At 60.9% G+C, this 18421-nt stretch carries 10 protein-coding genes and 1 pseudogene; 6 read left to right on the top strand and 5 right to left on the bottom strand.

All coding sequences use genetic code 11. From position 1 onward, the window contains the following. Position 1: 1 nt before the first annotated feature. A complete protein-coding gene (locus ACZ7GB_RS13885) occupies positions 2–1129 on the top strand; it encodes an ABC transporter permease (protein ID WP_472159137.1) in 1128 nt (375 codons plus the stop codon). 507 nt (positions 1130–1636) lie between these two features. Here the strand turns inward: ACZ7GB_RS13885 and ACZ7GB_RS13880 are convergent. After that, positions 1637–3076, bottom strand: a pseudogene (locus tag ACZ7GB_RS13880) (IS1182-like element ISPse1 family transposase). 761 nt (positions 3077–3837) lie between these two features. Further along, positions 3838–4611 carry a helix-turn-helix transcriptional regulator gene (locus ACZ7GB_RS13875; protein ID WP_472159136.1) on the bottom strand — a complete coding sequence of 258 codons (774 nt, stop codon included), beginning with the start codon at positions 4609–4611 and terminating at the stop codon, positions 3838–3840. 733 nt (positions 4612–5344) lie between these two features. Between ACZ7GB_RS13875 and ACZ7GB_RS13870 the strand changes: the two genes are divergently transcribed. Next, positions 5345–6994, top strand: a complete 1650-nt coding sequence (locus tag ACZ7GB_RS13870) for an FAD/NAD(P)-binding protein (protein ID WP_472159134.1) — start codon at positions 5345–5347, stop codon at positions 6992–6994. Between the two features lie 78 nt (positions 6995–7072). On the opposite strand, the gene ACZ7GB_RS13865 is transcribed toward ACZ7GB_RS13870, so the two are convergent. Beyond that, positions 7073–7315, bottom strand: coding sequence for a hypothetical protein (locus ACZ7GB_RS13865; protein ID WP_472159133.1), 243 nt, complete (start codon positions 7313–7315; stop codon positions 7073–7075). Between the two features lie 377 nt (positions 7316–7692). Here ACZ7GB_RS13865 and ku point away from each other — a divergent pair, with 377 nt between their 5' ends. Both ku and ligD read left to right on the top strand, forming a co-directional pair. Then, complete coding sequence (gene ku / locus ACZ7GB_RS13860; RefSeq protein WP_472159131.1) at positions 7693–8622, top strand: non-homologous end joining protein Ku; 930 nt, start codon at positions 7693–7695, stop codon at positions 8620–8622. Beyond that, positions 8622–11030: a DNA ligase D gene (ligD, locus tag ACZ7GB_RS13855; protein WP_472159130.1), complete on the top strand. Its 2409-nt coding sequence runs from the start codon at positions 8622–8624 to the stop codon at positions 11028–11030. Before ku ends, ligD begins: the two co-directional genes overlap by 1 nt. Before the next feature lie 1107 nt (positions 11031–12137). Here the strand turns inward: ligD and ACZ7GB_RS13850 are convergent. After that, the gene (locus ACZ7GB_RS13850; RefSeq protein WP_472159128.1) at positions 12138–12791 is read right to left on the bottom strand and encodes a LuxR C-terminal-related transcriptional regulator; all 654 of its coding nucleotides are present in this window, start codon (positions 12789–12791) and stop codon (positions 12138–12140) included. 3 nt (positions 12792–12794) lie between these two features. Beyond that, a complete protein-coding gene (locus ACZ7GB_RS13845; RefSeq protein ID WP_472159126.1) occupies positions 12795–14960 on the bottom strand; it encodes an ATP-binding protein in 2166 nt (721 codons plus the stop codon). Positions 14961–15107: 147 nt separating this feature from the next. Here ACZ7GB_RS13845 and ACZ7GB_RS13840 point away from each other — a divergent pair, with 147 nt between their 5' ends. Further along, positions 15108–17498, top strand: coding sequence for a hypothetical protein (locus tag ACZ7GB_RS13840; RefSeq protein ID WP_472159124.1), 2391 nt, complete (start codon positions 15108–15110; stop codon positions 17496–17498). 383 nt (positions 17499–17881) lie between these two features. Then, the gene (locus tag ACZ7GB_RS13835; RefSeq protein ID WP_472159123.1) at positions 17882–18292 is read left to right on the top strand and encodes a GFA family protein; all 411 of its coding nucleotides are present in this window, start codon (positions 17882–17884) and stop codon (positions 18290–18292) included. Positions 18293–18421: the final 129 nt, after the last annotated feature.

The following is an 18421-nucleotide window of genomic DNA, read 5'->3' as shown; positions in this document are numbered from 1 at the left end:
GATGAAAACTTGGCTCAGCAATGTCTTCCGGCTCGGTCTGAAAGAGCTCAGCAGCCTGCGCGCCGACCCCGTGCTGATCGTGCTGATCGTCTATATCTTCAGCTTCGCGGTCTACTCGGTGGCGACGGGCGCCAAACTCGAAGTGCTCCATGCCTCGGTCGCCTATGTCGATCAGGACCGCTCCGCCCTTAGCGGACGTATCCTGAGCGCGATTCTTCCCCCGGAATTCAATCCGCCAGAAGAGATATCGGCCAATCAGGTCCAAGAGGTGATGGATCGCGGAAAATATGTCTTCGTCCTGACAATTCCGCCCCATTTCGAAGCCGATGTTCTGGCCGGATTCCAGCCGGAAATCCTGCTCGATGTCGATGCCACGGCAATGGTGCAGGCGGGCAATGGCTCGGTCTTCCTGCAAGAGATCATCCTCGCAGAGGTCACGAAATTCGTCTCCGGCGATGACAGCACCAGCGCGCTTCCCATCAATCTTGTGGTGCGCACCTTGTTCAATCCCAACCGCAACACGGTCTGGTTTTCCTCGGTGATGCAGGTCATCAACAATATCACCATCCTGTCGGTTCTCCTGACCGGCGCCGCGCTGATCCGCGAGCGCGAGCATGGCACGATAGAGCATCTTCTGGTCATGCCCGTCACGCCCTCAGAGATCATGGTCGCCAAGATCTGGGCCAACGGCCTTGCGATCATTGTCGCGGCGATCCTGTCGATCTTTCTGGTAGTGCAGCTGCTTTTGGGCGTGCCGGTTGCGGGCTCGATCCCGCTCTTCATTCTGGGGGCGGCGCTCTATCTCGTGTCGGTCACGGGGCTGGGCATCCTGCTGGCGACCTTTACCACGTCGATGCCCCAGTTCGGACTTCTGGCCTTGCCCGTTCTGGTCGTCATGAACCTCCTGTCCGGCAGCACGACGCCGATGGAATCGATGCCGGTCTGGTTGCAGAACGTGATGCAGATATCCCCCTCGACCCATTTCGTCGCGTTCTCGCAGGCAATCCTCTATCGCGGCGCAGGGCTTTCGATCGTCTGGCCCAACATGGTGATCATGTCAGTGCTGAGCGCGGCGTTCTTCGTGGTGGCGATCAAGCGGTTTCGCCGGACCATGGCCACCGCGCATTGAACCGGATGTATTGACCCAGTGAAGAGATATAGCTGAAAGTCGGTGATGGCCCATGAGGGGCGGCATATCATGGCAGTGTTCACGCGCCGTCAGTTCTCCGAAGAGAAAGGGATATGCCTCATGATTAGGGTCAGGACCCATTGATTTCAGGTCTGTTGCGTGATTCACGGTTCGAAAACGAGCGGTGACGTGATTGCCATGGTGAGACCCGCCGATAATAACGATGTTAGCATCGATATCTGCGAGAAATGTTCAATCAATGGAGATATCGCCGGATCATTCAAATGTGAGGACAAATCCGAGTCGGCTGAAGGCGAGAACATTCTTCTGCCCCAAAGGGCGGGAATGGGCCGAGGCTGTGTGGAAACCCGTCGACGAGGGCTTTCTGATGCAAGTTTTCCGCACGGCTCGTTTTTCGCGGCCTTCGACCATTCCTTCGCGCGCATCGCGGCCTGGTGAGCCCTTGCTGGGCAGAGCATGACGACTGAGCCCGGGGCGGCTGCCCGATCAGGCCGGAATGGCCTGCATCAGGCGCCGGAGGCCAATCAGCGCGATCACTCGCTTGATATTATAGGCCAAAACATTGAGCGCCATTTCGGTGCTGACATTCTTCAGCCTCCGCGTCAGGAAATGGGTGTGCCCCATCCAAGCCTTGATCGTGCCGAACGGGTGTTCGACCGTGCAGCGGCGCAGGGTCATCGGGTCCGCGTCCCCGCTCAGCCTTTCGCGCATCGCATCGACCAGATGCTCATGCTCCCATCGCGTGATCCGGCGTTCCTTACCACTGGTGCAGCGGTGCCGGACCGGACAATGCTGACAGGCATTGGTCCAGTAGCGACCGACCTGCAGCCCGTCTTCCTCGCGCGTGTAGCGGTAGGTCAACTCTTCACCCGCGGGGCAGGTTTAGACATCGCGTGCCGGGTCATAGGCAAAATCGGCCTTCACATACATACCTTTGGCCCGGTTGCCCGAGGTTTCCGGGCGCGACACGGTCGTGGTGATCCCCGCTTGATGGCAAGCCAGGATTTGAGCCCCACTGAAATATCCCTTGTCGGCGACGGCGTGCAGGTCGTCGCGCCGCAGGGCTTCCTTGGCGGCGGTCGCCATTGGGCTGAGCTGGTCTCGATCGAAACCTTGATTGGTAACGTCGTGCACCACGACCAGATGCGTCTCGGTATCGACCGCTGTCTGCACATTGTAGCCGACCATGCCGCTGTGCCGGGCGCTGGTCGACATGGCGCGGGCATCGGGATCGGTCAGCGATATCTGCACGTCGGGCGCATCGGCCAAAGCCTTCTCCATTGACTTCACCCGCGCGATCTCCTGCCGGATGCGGCCATAGCGACGGGCGAGATGGGCAACCTTTTCGGCCCGGGCCTTACCCTCCTCCTGACGGTCTATGCGCACCATCTCATCGATGTAGCGCTCAACATCGCGCTCGAGATGTGCCAGACGGCTGGCGATCTTGTTCTTCGTGAAGTTGTGGTCGCGGTTATTCACTGCCTTGAACTTGCTGCCGTCGATGGCAACGCAATCCCCCTTCAGCACGCCAATCCGGCGGCATAGTTCCACAAACTGTGCGCAGGTCCTGCGGATGGCCGGGCCATTGTCCCGCCGGAAGTCGGAGATGGTCTTGTGGTCGGGCACCAAGCGACCGGTTAGCCACATCAGCTCGACATTGCGACCGGCTTCGCGTTCCAGGCGGCGGCTGGACGGGATCCGGTTCAGGTAGCCATAGATGAAGAGCTTCAGGAGGACGGATGGATGGTAGCCCGGGCGACCGGTTCGAGCAGGCACACAGCGTCCGAACCCGAGCGCGAGAAGATCGAGCTCATCGACGAAGAGGTCGACGACACGGACCAGATGATCCTCCCCAATCCAATCTTCGAGACGCTCGGGGAAAAGCGTGGCTTGCTCCCGGTCGATGCCATCAATGAAACCCGCCATCCGTGCCTCCCGCTGCCTTGCGGAAATATACCATGGACTTCAGTTTCCACACAGCCTCGGCCGTTCACTGCGCCGAAGCAGGAAGGGCGGAAAGCAGCCATTCGCTGCATTGTTCACGAATGTCTACTTAGCACCTCCGGCATAATGGATCACCTTAGGTGAGGATGAGGTCACAGAGCATCCTTTCTGCGGGCAGCGTCAATCCGGCGTGCACATCTTGATGGATCGTGAAGGCCGGTTCCTCGACAACGTCTTCATCGAGCATCTTTGGCGAATCCTGAAATACAATTACAGCTACCTAAACGCTTGGGAGATCGGATCGGAGACGTAAGCGACCAACGGGAATGGATGGCCTTCTACAAATACCAGGGCCCTCGCGTAGCCCCGGCGGCAAGCCACATACGCTAGTCTATTGGCAAAGAAATGATCTCAACCAACACGATCATTAGGTGCAACGCGTCTCGTAATTCACGCCAGATCCTGTCCAAGAGTAAGCGCTCTATTGAGGCTGTCTGCCGACGGACGCAGGAAATAAGAAAGGTGTATAGCGACGTGTTTCAGGTCATCGCACAAATATCAGCCAGGCGGTGCCATCGAGGTTGTTGCTTTCGACCTCGACGAACTTGCAACGATTTGCCGATGGCAATGTGCGTGCTGCGCTCCGCGCGAGCTTGCCGCGCAAGTAGCCTGAACAGACAACTCGCAAAACCATACCTAAACCCCGCCCGCCAATTCGGCGTGGCGGGGTGTTTGATACTTTTTCACTGAATAGCGGCTGCTGCCTCGTGACGGTGATACCAGACGGCCGCCGCTGTGCGGTTACTCACGCCGAGCTTGTTGATGATCCGATGGATATGGATTTTCGCGGTGTGCTCGGAGACCCGAAGTCGATCCGCGATGATCTTGTTTTGCTGACCGGATGCCAAGAGTTGCAAGACCTCCCGTTCGCGCCGCGTCAGGGTTTCGATCATGCCCGTCGCAGCCACCAGATCAAAGCCCGGCTCGGCAAGCTTTTTCGAGCTCGTTTTCGAGACCGTCAATCCGGTCTCAAGAAGCGCTGGCGGGACAAACTGCCCCCCCGACAGAATGAGGCGCAATGTCAGCATCCAAGTCGTGATATTGATGCTCATCGGAAGGAAACTCACCTGCTTGAGCAAGGCGCCCGATCGAAGGAAATCCATTGCCTCCATTTCGGGCGTGTCCTCGCTGTAGGCAATCGCGACACGCATGCGCGAAAGGGCTTCTCCGCGCGCCGCGATGAACGCTCTTAGTCCCGCGGCGTTGCCTTCATCCACGATCAAAGCGCAAACCCTTTCGCCATTCGCAAGGCGGCCATTCTCATCAATGCGTTGAGAGATTTCCTCCAGATAGTCTACGCGGTCCACCGAGACCTCCGGCACTTCGCTCTCTATCGTCCGGATGATCGCATCGCCGAAAATCTCTCGCTGCCCTACTAAACAAATGCACGCATCACTCTTGCGCCGTGGCGCAGCTCGAGACACCCCGCTAAAATCCGCCCTATTGTGCGTATTCATATCCCCTCCAATGTTTGCCTCCCCAGGCCTTAATGAACAGGATAACACAGGCGCGTGAACGGGGTAGCTGCCCGAATGATATACGATCGAAGGGCCTTAACGAGCGGTGCATGCCGATGCGAAACTCGGTTTCTTAGAAAGCTTCAACGACCGTAACCCGCTGCTGCCTCCCTGCCCGGGGTTAAGCGTGGCGGTATGAAGTTGCAGGACCGGAGATCGTCGATGCGGCTTTTCAGATGGCGGCGGCAATGGCCTCCGGGGGTGGCCTTGAGATCGGCGGCAGGTCAGCGTTCGGTTCTGGCAAAATGCCTACGAAACGACGATCGAGAGGGACGCTGACCGTCTGAAGGTCACGGAAATCGGCCGCCGAAATTTGACGCGACACCATACCTCCAGGCGAATGACTGTCGCTTGAAGCAAAGACGTCACCTTATGCCTACGCGCGACAGGGCTTTTTGCGAAGTTGTGGGAGTGCGCCTCCAACGCAAGCATGGACGGCGCGGAGATGCGATGTCGAATACGAAAGATAGTAGCAACGTGCATCGGAGGTTTCTTTCCAGAGCGAAGGTTGCTCCGGGTAATGACGGATAGATCTGCAAGAAAGAGACCTAAAAGTTGTCTCGGGAGGAACCAACCCTATCGATGCTTGTTTCGATAATGCGCGGCCAATCGCGCAGAAACTCCTACTTTTTCAAACTTGTTAGCCCTGCGAAGTCTTTCGAAAGGTCGGATCGTGAGACGCCCCACTCCGCGCCCATTACATGGCACGCCGATAGCCAGCCCGGCGGCCGGTCTCTCCTCCCGCAAAAGCGCAAATGCGCCACAATCGGTCGCGCTTGTCGGGAGCGGAGCTACAGCCATTTACGCGCTCAAGCACCTGATTGAGATCTCCTCCCCGCTCACAATCCATATCTTTGAGCGCGAGCGCGAGATCGGGTCCGGGATGCCCTATCGAAATGGGGTTAACCACCCGCAGATGCTCGCCAATATAGGCAGTCGAGAGATCCCGCCCGTGGTGGAGAGCCTGGAAGTGTTTTTACTGAATAGCAATGCGGCAACACTCGCAGAATTCGGGATCACTCGTGCGGAAATTGGGCCAGAGGCCTTCTATCCTCGCCTCGTCCTCGGCCGCTACTTTATCGCTCAAATAGCAGCTCTCATAGCGAAAGCGCGTGGCCGCGGACATAGTGTAGAGGTCCGCTCGCGCCATACTGTCTTGGACGTAGAGCCGACCAAGCTCGGGACGCGTGTGAAGTGGGAGACACCGCACGAAAGAGGCACGGAAAGTTTCAACCACGTCATCCTGGCGACCGGGCACCAATGGCGCGATCGGACTGATAACTCGGGAGTTCAGCTCCATTCGCCGTGGCCCGCGGAATCGTTGCGACGCTTCATTGGCAGCGCAGTAGGACTCCTTGGCAGTTCTCTTTCTGCGATTGATGCCGCTGTCGCCCTGGCGTCTTTCCACGGGCGATTTGAAGAGGATGAGAACGAGGTGCGCTGGGTCCCCCACACTCCCGACGCCGGGTTCACGATGGTAATGATGTCGCGCCGTGGTGTCTTACCCGATGCAGACTGGTATTACCCTCACCCGCTTCCGCCACTTTCGCTGTTTACCCACGAAGCGCTTTCAGAGCTCGCTAAGCACGACAACTTCCTAATCAATTGCCAATCGGTTCTTGCGAAAGAACTGGAGGCACTGGATCCCGCATATGCCGCACGCACGCGCCCCGCGCAGCTTGAAGGGTTTGCGCAGCGCCATTTTGCCGATCGGCTGTCAAAAAACTCTTGGGAGGATGTGCGTTCCGATTTGGGTCTCGCGAAGGCGAACCGCGCCGCAAAGATCAGCGAACCATGGCGCGTCGCCTTGTTGGCAGCACATGAAGTTTATCAGGGCATCGTTCAGCATCTGACACCGGAAGACCGCGCACTGTTCGATCGTGATTTGTTTCCGGTTTTCTCCGATGTGTATGCATCGGTGCCGCATCGCTCAATCGAACGCATGCTTGCGCTGCACGACGCTGGCGTGCTCGAACTCGTGCGGCTTGGGGAGGACTATACGATCGCGGCGGAGGGACAGACGGTAAAAATCACCGGTGCTTCTGGCACGATCACGGTCGAGCACTTGATCGATGCGCGCGGCCAAAGGCCTGCCGACCTCACCGAGTTGATGTTCCCGACGCTCCGCGATGCGGCCGATCTCGATCCGGAGACCCTACTGGTCGGCGGCCCGCATCAACCAGCCGGAACGATAACCTGCGTGGCGATCCCGGTAGTGCTGAAACACAACCCCTTCGTGCAGGGGCTGGAAAATGCCGAAGCGTTGGGGCGGCGCGCCGCGCAGAACATCGCCGATGCAATCGCGTTCTGCAGCCAAGCCTAAGAGCGCTCACCCGCTTCAAACAAACAACGGCGTAGCCACGAAGACTGCACCGTTGCTTCTTTCCGGACCTTCTACCGATCACTCTGCCGCAGGCAAGAGAAAGGCGCGCTGCGCTCTCTCAACCTCGGCCACCCGGGCTGCGCCTTTCGTTTTCGTATGCGAGGGGGCGAGCTTGTCGATCACGCGGCACGTCGTCGCGTAGGGCATGTCTTCCATTTGGGAGCAAAGCGCATAATCCATCTCGTCGGGTTCGCGCAGGATACGAATGCCGTTCGGCGTGTTCTCGTTGAGTCCATCAGACGAAAAGCTTGGGGCCTGCATTCCATCGGCATGCAATGCGCATGTTATTGATGGAAAACCTTTGCACCCGTAACCCAGAAGATGGGAATGCCCTTCTCGTCGAGGGTGCGACCGAAATCAGCATCTTGCCGACATAGCTAACATAGCGCTCATCAAACAAAGCGGACAGAGCCCAGCTCTCGCGATCGGGTGACACCTCTCAAGTTTGGAGGGAGGTTCCGCTTGATCCTTAAAGGGTGAGGGGTTGGTGGTTTCGAGCATGTCAGAAAGGGCCCCTCTTCGCACCTCGCACTAAGTCTGCCCCCCGCCCCAACGCCACCCAATCCAAGCGTTCGTCGCCCACCGGAACCTGGCGCGGCAGAGGGCGTTCCCCCGAGGTCAAGCATAAGGAGCCGCCCATGGCCTCACGCGCGATCTGGAAAGGCCAGCTGCGACTGTCGCTGGTCAGCATCCCCGTCGAAATCCACTCCGCGACCAAAACGGGCGCGCGGCTCTCGTTCCGGCAAATCCACGGCCCCTCCGGCAAGCGCGTCCATTACGAGAAAACCGTCTCCGGTATCGGACCCATAGATGCCGACGAGATCCTCAAGGGCTACGAGATCGGCGATGACGAGTATCTGCTGCTCGAACCCGAGGAGATCGACGCGATCAAGCTCGAGACCAAGAAGACGCTCGAACTCGTGCAGTTCGTCGACGCGTCCGAAATCCCGCCGCTCTATTACGATCGACCCTATTACGTCGTGCCGACCGACGATCTCGCGCAGGATGCCTACCGGGTGGTGCGCGATGCGCTACGGCAATCGAAGAAGGTCGGGCTTGGGCAACTGGTGATGCGCGGCAAGGAATATCTCTGCGCACTGCGACCCTGCGGCGACGGTATCCTGCTGGAGACGCTGCATTACGCCGATGAAATTCGCGAGGCCGATCCGCTGTTTTCCGACATCGAGGACGAGCCGGCGGACAAGGAGCTGTTGGAGGTCGCCACGCAGCTGATAGACCGCAAGACCGACAGTTTCGACGCCTCCGCCTTCACCGATCACTACGATGCGGCGCTGCGCGATCTGATCGACCGCAAGCGCAAGTCGAAGAAGACGCCCCGCGCCAAGACGGGAGAGGACGACAGCAGCAGAGGCGGCGATAACGTGGTCGACCTGATGTCCGCGCTGCAGGACAGCCTCAAGGCCGATGGCGGCGGCAAATCCGGCTCGAAGTCCGGCGGCAAATCGACGGGTCGGAAATCGTCATCGAAAACCTCCGGTTCGAAGTCGTCCGCGTCGAAATCCAGCAGATCCTCCGGCGCGAAGTCTTCAACCAAGAAGTCCGCGTGATGGGAAGCCTCGACCGTTATCTCGAGATGCGCGACTTCTCGCAGACGCCAGAGCCCGATGGCGGCACTGCCTCGGGCCATCTCGCGCCGCGCTATTCGATCCAAAAACACGACGCGACCCGCACCCATTTCGATCTGCGCCTCGAATGGGAGGACGTGCTGCTGTCCTGGGCGATCACCAAGGGACCGTCTTTCGATCCGGGTGAAAAGCGGCTCGCGGTGCGGACCGAGGATCACCCGCTGGATTACCTCACCTTCGAGGGCACGATCCCGAAGGACAACTACGGCGCGGGCACGGTGATGCTCTGGGATCTGGGGCATTGGCAGCCGCTGATCCCGGTCGGCAAAGCGCTCAAGAAAGGGCATCTGCATTTGCGCCTGCATGGCGCACGGCTCACCGGCGAGTGGCACCTGATCCGCATGAAAACCGAAAGCAAACGCGAAAACTGGCTGCTCACGAAGGCGGAGGACGCGGCGAGCGGCGCGCGCGATCCGGTGGCGCGCTATCGCCGCTCTGTCCTGAGCCAGCGCATGATGCGCGAAATCGCCGCTGACAAGCCGCCCGTCGAGACACAGGCGGGCAAGCGCCCCGGCTTCTCCAAACCGCAGCTCGCGACGCTCTCCGACAAGATGGTCGCAGGCGACGGGTGGTGGCACGAGCTGAAATTCGACGGCTACCGCGCGCTGATCGCGCTTGGCAAAGGCGGTCCGCGCGTCTTTACCCGCAACGGCAAGGATTGGACGGATCGCTTCAACGGCCTGCTGCCCGCGCTGGCCGAGGTCGACTGCGACAGCGCCCTGATCGACGGCGAGATCGTCGCAGGCGCAGGGCTCGACGGGTTTTCGGAGCTGCAAAAGGCGATCACCGCAGGTGGACCGTTCCGCTTCTACGGCTTCGACATCCTGTCGCGCGACGGTAACGACCTGCGCAAGGCGCCGCTCTCCGAACGCCGCGAGGTTTTGGAAGATGTGATGAAGCCGCTCCCCGCGCTTGGGCCCGCGCAGCTCTCTCCGGTGATCTCGAAAGATCCCGAGGACGCATTCAACACAATCTGCAAGGCGGGCGGCGAGGGGCTGATCGCAAAGCGCATTGACGCGCCCTATCGCGGCGCGCGCTCTAAGGCGTGGATGAAGGTCAAATGCGAGCGCCGCGACGAGTTCGTCATCCTTGGCTGGCAGGAAAGCGACAAGCGCGGTCGGCCCTTCGCCTCGCTGGCGCTGGGGGCCGCCGAGGGCGACGGCTGGCGCTATGTCGGCAAGGTCGGCACCGGCTTCGACGAGAATCAGGCCGAGGCGTTGGCCAAGGCGATGAAACCGCTTGCCCGCAAGACCGCGCCCACCAATGTCGAGGCGTCGGAGGGCAAGGGCATGCACTGGATCACGCCCGAGCTGGTCGCCGAAATTCGCTATGCCGAGCGCACCGAGGGCGACCGGCTGCGGCACGCGGTCTTCCTCGGGCTGCGCGAGGACAAGCCAGCGCGCACGGTGCGGCTGGACAATGACGTAGCCTCTGAGGAGCGCCCGAACGTTGCGGGGATCGGGATTTCCTCGTCCGATCGAGTGGTCTTCGAAGGCGGGGGCTATACCAAGCTGGACGTGGCGCGCTACTACGAGGCAATGGCCGATCGCATCCTTCCGCATCTTGCCGAGCACCAGGTGTCGCTGCTGCGGCTGCCGGAAGGTCTGGGCGGCGAGCGCTTCTTCCAGAAACACGCGGGGCGCGGCTTTCCTGACGGGATCGAGAATGTCGAGATCACGGAGAGCGACGGCAAAACCGCGCAATACATGGTGATCCGAAAGGCGGAAGGTCTGGTCGCGGCGGCGCAGATGGGCACGATCGAGTTCCATATCTGGGGCAGCCGCGTCGACCGGCTGGAGCGGCCCGACCGTCTGGTCTTCGATCTCGATCCCGACGAGGGGCTGGATTTCGCCGGGGTCAAGGATGCTGCCTTCGAAATCCGCGATTTTCTGGGCGAACTTGACATGCCAAGCTGGCCGCTTCTGTCCGGTGGCAAAGGTATTCATGTCACCGTCCAGCTTCGGCGCAGCGCGGGGTGGGACACGGTGAAGCTTTTCGCGCAGGTCTTCTCGCATCTGCTCGTGGCGCGGTCGCCCAAGCGCTACACCGCCGAAATGTCGAAGGCGAAGCGGAAGGGGCGGATTTTTGTCGACTGGCTGCGCAACGGCGAGGGAGCCACGGCAATCGCGCCCTATTCGCTGCGCGCACGGCCCGGAGCGCCGGTCGCGATACCAGTTTCGTGGGACGAGCTGAAGAAAGTCAGCAAGGCAGATGCCTTCGATCTGGGCGCGGCGCTGAAGCGTGATGCAGAGATCGCGTTTCCCGATGCTGTCTCGATTAGCCAGGGTCGGGTCGACAAGCTCAAAGATATGCTGGAGGCTTCGGAGTAGCGCGCCTCATGCGAGGGTCGCCGCGCCACGGAGGTGGATGCGAAATGTTTAACGACATTGAGAAATTGGGCGACCTTCCGACAGTTCCGAGACGCCTGAGAGGCGCGCGACCTGCCGCGTCCCCCGTTCTTTTGTCTTGAGCACAGCGGCAATCGGCCTCGAACATGTGTGCTTGACCTAAGCCTTCGGCGGGCGGAAAGCTTCTCGCGCAAAAGTAGAGAAGAACTAGCGTGACTTGATGAGTGTCGACTACGTCAGGATTTCCTTGGAGGACGGATGTCAATCTTACGAGTGCTTGCAGCGGCGGGGACCATCTTGGGTCTCGCCTCCCTCGCGGGCCTTGGGCTCTCCTCTTTTTTGGGGCATCTTCAGGTTCCACACGCTATTGCCGTCGCCGTAACAGGGTTTACCTATCTGTGCATGGCTGTGCTCTTGTGGGGCGGAGATCTCGCCAGCAGGTTCAGGCCTCGTGAGGACGAGAATGCCTCTCAGAGTATCCTCTGCCCGCGTTGCCACCAGCCCGTGGAGATTCGACGTGCTGAACGGGCCGCCTATTGCCGGGCCTGCGGGGCTCGGATCCCTCCGCGGCGAGACCCGCCGATCTCGTAGAAAGATTGGGCCGGGAAGGCCCTCTTCTTGTCTGATTGGGGCTGAACGAACTCAGTTAGTCACGTCCCAAGTCTTGCAATTAAGCGCGACGAGACTGAAGTTCTGACCCTTGGGGGCGCCTCGCGAAGATCCTCGGACTGAATGGCCTCGAGGGAGCGAGCTCCTCTCGGGGCCGACCGAGACGCCCGATAGGGCGCCCTGACAGAGAGGGCGGATTCCGGTCGTTCGCTGCAGACGCAAACCGCTTTAGCCGCCAGATCGAAAGAGGACGTTCAACTCGAACCATTTCCCGAAATTGCGTCGCGCCGCGGCAAGGCGTTGGGCGCGGAGCTCCATCCCAGCCATTTCAAGTCAGAGATTTGATGGGCAGCCCTGCCGATCGCTCAGGTCGAGAGATATCAGCCGAGCCAGCCAAACTCTGTAAACGTGATTTCATAAAATAGACTTCGCTGCCCGGAACACTCTTCGCGCATAGACCCACGAGAGCAGATCAAAAGCTCAACTCTCGCCCGGAACGCCACTGGTCAAGCCGAGCATCGTCGCATGCCACGCCGCCTCCGCCCGAGAGGAAATGCCGAGTTTCTTGTAAATGGACTTGATGTGGGTGGCGACCGTATTGCCGGACAAGCCCAACAGGGCCGAAACATCGGAATTGCGCATGCCACGCCCAATGAGGCCAAGAACCTCTCTTTCGCGCGCCGTCAAGACTTCTTCGTCGCCGACAGCTGGACCCGTGCGTCGAAAATGCTCGATGATGCGACGTGCTACCGGCGGCGAAAGCGCCGGAATGCCCTGAGACAGTTGCGACAGCTGGAGGATGACCAGCTCGGCGGGTTGTTCCTTGAGAATGTAGCCATCCGCCCCCGCAGAGAGCGCCGCAACGATGTTTTCGTCACCTCCCAGAACGGTGGTGACGACATAGAGCCCCCGCGTGGACCGAGCCCGCAGGGCGCGCAACACGTCAATGCCGCTCCCGTCAGGCAGCTTCAGGTCGATCAGGGCCAGATCATAGTCATTCTGAACTGCCGCCGACAACCCCGCCTGGCAGGTTGCGGCGAGGTCGATCTTAAGCGGGCCGGGAAAGGCGGCCTGTGCGATGTCGTGCAGCCACGTCCGCGCCTCCGCCAAATCTTCAAGGATCAGAGCGCGCATGATTCAAATCTCCCCCACAAGTTCGAGCTGCCCCGAAGCCTTGAGCCCCGGTGCCGCATCCTCGAAAGCGATATGCCCCCCCAGGGCCAGGATCCGAGCGTGGATATTGGCAAGCCCGTGGCCCTGATCCGGCGTCTTGGCCGGCAGGCCGACCCCATCATCGCGCACCGTGAACCGAAGTGTGCCGTTTCGATACGCAAGTCGCACATCGAGGCTGCGGCCCTTCGAATGGCGTAGGGCATTGCTCACCAACTCCCGCAGAACAGACCGAAAGCCATGCGCCGCGACGGAGGCGACAAAGGCGGCCTCGTCGTCACAGGTCGCGTTCCATGTCAGCTGGATATTGGCAAATTCCAGACGCTCAGAGGTTTCCAGCCGCAAATCCGCGAGCAGATCCCCGATGCTCAGGCCGCCGCGCGCCGCGTTCTTCACGATGTCGCGCATGTCGGCAATCGTGTCTCGAATAAGCGTATCCTTGCGCTGGTCCGTCTTGCTGTGCAGCGCCGAAAGCAATTGCGCCCCGAGATTGTCGTGCAAGTCACGCGCGATGCGGATGCGTTCGTCTTGCATTCCGCTGCTATAGGCATTCCGGCTGCTGATCGCATGGGCCAGCATGGTGTGGATTTCGGTGGCGAAACGCTGGTCTTCCAGATTGAAAAGGGCGCGTCCGGTCCTTGCATAGGACAGGCGCAGCGGAGCAAGCTCGGAGATCCCCGGAATGATCAGCGAGACGCCTTCATCGAGCAGCCGCGGATGCGATTGTTCCGGGCTGGTATCTATGGCGATTTCAAGCGGTGCGAAGCAGTCGCGCAGAACCTGTTGCCATTTGCCCTGCCGCAGCTCGTGGGGCGCGAGCGCCACGTCCACGATCCTGTTGAAGATTGCATCGCGTGGCACCCGGCTTTTTGGCGCAAGCCAGACCGCGAGCCTTTCGCGCAACGGTAGATAGATCCACGCAATCGCCGCCAGCGACAGCGCGAAGGCCGCCGGACGGCTAAGCGAGACAACGTAGATCAGCAACGCATCGATCGTCACCAAAAGCGCCACGGCACCGAAATAGAACACCAACCGAAACGTCACGCGATCGAGATCGAAAAGCTGATACCGGGCCACGCCTGCCGCGACGCCCATGAATAGAAGCGCGAAGAGGGCAAAGGCATAGCCTTGCGACACGACCGGTTCGGCGGAGAACAGGGGCGGCACGAGAATAAACAGGACGAAGCCCCCCGCCCCCGCTCCGACCGACAGTGCGAACCAACGCACGGCAGCCCGCGCGGCCGGGTCTCCGGCGGTCTTTACGAATTGAGCGATGCCCGCCAGCAGGATGGCCAGCATCAGCAGAACCGCCGGAAGATGAAAAAGTTCTGCTGGTCCAAGCGGGAGGGCGCGTGCCGTCTCCACCACCCAGACCCCGGCGAAGACGACGGTAAGCCCCCACAACAGCCGCATGGACACCAGCCTGACCGGGTAGACGAGCAGCAAAGACAGCATCGCAACCCCGAACATCAGGGCCCCGGCGTGGTTGAGGGCGCCAAGCCACCGGAACAGGGCCCCCGGAAGGGCCAGTTCCCGTGTCGAATAAAGCGCCGCCGCAAAGGCGGACAGCATGACCCCGCCCCCCGCGATGGCAAGCAGCCGCGCGGGCAACTGGCCCCGGCGCAGGCTCAGCACCCAGACCCCGATCATCGCGCTGACCATGCCCGACAGGATCTGCACCCAGAACACGGGCGGAAGGCTGGTGATCGGGCGGCTTGACCGGGGCACGACGGTGAAACGCGCCGCATCGTCTCCGCCGGTTTCAAGAATGACCTGCGGTGCGCGGATAAGCGTGTTCAGCTTCTGCTGGCGGTCGAGGAACATCCGCATCGCGACGAAGTCCTCCGCCACGTCCGGCTCCTCGACCATGTCGAAGGCAACCAGTGGCATGCCCGAAAGCGCCACGAGGGGCGCCCCGACGAGACTTGGTGGAAGAACCTGTGACGCCGGTCCGTCCGGGGCGATGGCCCGGATCATCACCGCACGCGCCTCGGCTCCCGTTTCCGGCTCAGCTGAAAGGCGCAGGCCCATCCATGGCTGCGCCAGAGCCACGAAAACCGTGAGCGCCGCGATCAAAGCGCACAGAACCGCAGTGCCGATCAAAATCCTGACCGGCGTAAATCGTCGTGCCAAGTCGTTCTCCGCCGTCCGCGCCTCATGAAGTTGCACTTGAAAAAGACAAGCTCGCCAGAGGCTTCTCACCTGTTCAAGTGATACCCACACCAACCAAACAAACTTAGTGTCGCCTTAGCAAGGGATTTGAATACGGGACGAAATAAAATGACAACCATCGGTAAACGGCGCCGGTTCATGGGGACTTCGGCGCTTCTGTCCGTGTGTCTTCCTTTCTGCAATCCGGCGTTTGCAGACGTGAACACGCAACTCGAAACCATCACCCCGGCGGAGGATACGCGCGCCTACTACGGGGACACGCCTGATCCACGGGACGAGAACTACAGCTACAGGTTGACCCACGAGGCCGTCGTGGGCGGGATGACAGCGGACGGCAACGCGTTCGTGGGAACCGTTTACCGCAACTACTCGAACGCCATCTACGCCGGGTTCGAATGGACCGAGACGGGCGGCGTCGGGCCTGCGGGAAATGCCGCCGCCACGACCCCCTCCGAGGCCTATTACTACTTCACGGCGAACGACATTTCGGCAGACGGATCCGTTATCGTCGGCAAGGCCGCAGGCGGCATTTCAAATCATCCAGGGGTTCAGCGCGCCTATCGATGGACGGCTGCGGAAGGGTATCAGGATCTTGGCACCGTGGATCGGACGGCCACGTTCGGCCAGTCCGATGCCCGCGCCGTTTCCGGCGACGGCCGCACCGTCGTCGGCTATGACCGCGCGCTAAATGGCAGCGAAACGGCTTTTCGATGGACGCAAGAAACCGGCATGGTCAGCCTTGGTTTTCTACCCGGACGCACCTCTTCCGGAAATGACTGGGCGCGTGGCGCGTCTTGGGATGGCAGCGTGATTGTCGGACAGGCAACCGGCGCCCCCGAGGGCTCCTTTGGCGCCAGCGCCCTGAAACCGTTCCGCTGGACCGAGGCAACGGGGATGGAACAGTTGTCGATCCCGGCAGGCAACAACCCCTACGCGCTCGATACAGGTTACGCCAGCGACGTGTCGTGGGACGGGCGCGTGATCGTCGGCGCGATGCAGCCGGGCGGCGTCTATGGTCATCGCGCCGTGCGCTGGACCGACGGCACCATGGCCTTGCTGGGCACGCTGCCCGAGGTAGAGGCGGCCCAGGCGGCGGACATCTCCGAAGCGCTCGGTGTGTCCGGCAATGGCGACGTCATCGTCGGCTTGGTGAATGGCTTCGACAGCCGCACCCATGGCTTCCGCTGGACCGAAGACGGCGGGATGCAGACTGTCGAGGACTGGCTACGCGACAGTGGCGCGACGATTGACGCATCAGTTCCCGGCCGCTCCGAAATCACGCTGACGGCAGTCTCGACCAATGCGGACGGATCGGTCGTCGTCGGGATCACCCGCGACAGCGAGACCTATATCGCCCGTGGTAACGGAACAGGCTCTGCCGCCCTGCCCGGCTCTGGCGACACCGGCGGAGGTGACACCGGCGGCGGCGACACCGGCGGCGGTGATACCGGCAGCGGCGACACTGGCGGAGGCAATACCGGCGGCGGCGACACTGGCGGAGGCGACACTGGCGGAGGCGATACCGGCGGAGGCAATACCGGAGGCGGCAATACCGGCGGCGGCGTGGGCATCATTACGGTTTCCAGCCTGGGTTCCAGCCTCGCGACGACCGGTGCCGCAAATACGACGACGACCCGCAGCCTCGGTGTCATCGTCAATGGCGCAGGCTCGCGTCCGCTTGACCGACGTGTCGAACAGGGGCGCTCCATCTTCTGGACGGGCGGCGATTGGGGAACGGACCAGATCGACGGCAAGGACGGTCGCTTTGGTCTTGGTGAGGTCGGCTTTGGCCATAACTTCGGCGCGTTTCAGCTGAACGGCGTGGTCGGCACGATTGCCAATGATCAAGACGCGATCCTTGGCGGGAAAACCGAAACCCGCGCCACCTATGTCAAGCTCGAAGCTCTGCGCCAGTTGAGCGGCACGGACGACCGCGGGCTTTGGGCGGCGTTCACGGCCTCGGGTCTGTGGGGCACGGCCGAGCTTACGCGCGGCTATCTCGTGGGCGGCGGCGCGCTCGACACGTCTCGAGGCAAAACGGATGTCGAAGCCTACGGAATCCGCGCACGCCTCCAATACGAGAACATCGTGCCGATGATCTCTCCCTATGGCGAGCTTTCGCACTCCAAGTCATGTCTTGGCGCATATAGCGAAAGCGGGGGCGCATTCCCGGCCACCTTCAACCGGCTCTGCGAGGAGGCAACGGAACTTCGGCTCGGTTTCGATGCGGAAGTGCCTTTGTCCAACCGGATCAACCTGCTTGGGACGCTTGAAGGGGTCCACCGTTTTCAGGACAGCGGCTCTAACGTGACGGGCGAAGTGATCGGCATCGGCGCCTTCGACCTGGGTGCGCCGGATTACCAACAGGACTGGCTGCGCGCAGGCCTGGGTATTTCTGCGGATCTTGGTGGATCGAAGCTCAGCATCATTGCTAACGGCACCACCAAAGGTGAAGCGGCAGATGCGTGGATCGCCGCGAACTGGAGCATCAAGTTCTGAGACACGATAGCACAGTCGGCCAGACACCTTTGCGCCGACTGTGCATCCCTCTAATGGCATGTGTGAATGCGTTTTCATCGGCTATGAGCCGTCGAACGGCTCTGTGCGCACAGCATCGTTGCGCCGAACCTGATGTCGTGCGAGCTGCGAATTGCAGGAAGGTCCGACTTGTGGCGCTATCCAACCCAAAAATGCGGCAAGACGCACGAACGACGTCTTCTGGCCGTCCTCGCCAGATGATCGCCTCGCCCAGGTGGGCTGATCCCCGCAGCGCTCTATGACCGGTTCGAGCCCCTTTTGACCGTGATCCAATACGCGGATAAAGGGAGGTAACGAAAATGCATTCGACTGGCTGCGGGGCGTGCCTGTCGGGAGGTGTGTGAATGGACGACAATCCAGCCATCGGACAATGCCTGTGCGGCGCCGTGAAATTCCGCATATCCGGAAAGTTCGAGAGCTTTTTCCTGTGTCACTGCGCCCGTTGCCGCAAGGACAGCGGGTCGGCCCACTCGGCAAACCTGTTTTCGTCCACGGCCAAAATTACATGGATCTCAGGTGAGGAAAACATCAAGACGTTCCGGCTCCCCGGTTCACGCCACGTGAAGAGCTTTTGCTCCGACTGCGGAGCCGCGCTGCCTGTTTCCCAACCGGAGGTTGATTTGCTTGTGGTGCCAGCAGGATCGCTTGACAGCCGGATCGACATACGACCCAACGCGCATATCTGCTGTTCCAGTCGCGCGACCTGGGACAACGACCTGGCCTCCATCGAGGGGATCGACGGGCTTCCCGGCTGAACGGTCGCGCCAATAATGCATCTCGGACAACAACCAGACGACAAGGGCGCGACCGTCGGCTTCGTCTCGCACACCGACGTTTTAATCGAAAAGTGCTGCTCGACGCGTGAACGGCTGCATCGAGGGGCC

This window comes from Thioclava sp. PTB-PU3-1, from assembly GCF_055666785.1.
Note: the sequence above shows the minus strand (reverse complement) of the source record. Positions and strands in the feature narration are given on the sequence as shown.

Bases quoted from the DNA above. Each gene is read 5' to 3' on its own strand.
- ACZ7GB_RS13875 (WP_472159136.1), bottom strand. From the start codon at position 4,611: ATGAATACGCACAATAGGGCGGATTTTAGCGGGGTGTCTCGAGCTGCG.
- ACZ7GB_RS13835 (WP_472159123.1), top strand. From the start codon at position 17,882: ATGGACGACAATCCAGCCATCGGACAATGCCTGTGCGGCGCCGTGAAA.
- ACZ7GB_RS13865 (WP_472159133.1), bottom strand. From the start codon at position 7,315: ATGCAGGCCCCAAGCTTTTCGTCTGATGGACTCAACGAGAACACGCCG.
- ku (WP_472159131.1), top strand. From the start codon at position 7,693: ATGGCCTCACGCGCGATCTGGAAAGGCCAGCTGCGACTGTCGCTGGTC.
- ACZ7GB_RS13885 (WP_472159137.1), top strand. From the start codon at position 2: ATGAAAACTTGGCTCAGCAATGTCTTCCGGCTCGGTCTGAAAGAGCTC.
- ACZ7GB_RS13850 (WP_472159128.1), bottom strand. From the start codon at position 12,791: ATGCGCGCTCTGATCCTTGAAGATTTGGCGGAGGCGCGGACGTGGCTG.
- ligD (WP_472159130.1), top strand. From the start codon at position 8,622: ATGGGAAGCCTCGACCGTTATCTCGAGATGCGCGACTTCTCGCAGACG.
- ACZ7GB_RS13840 (WP_472159124.1), top strand. From the start codon at position 15,108: ATGACAACCATCGGTAAACGGCGCCGGTTCATGGGGACTTCGGCGCTT.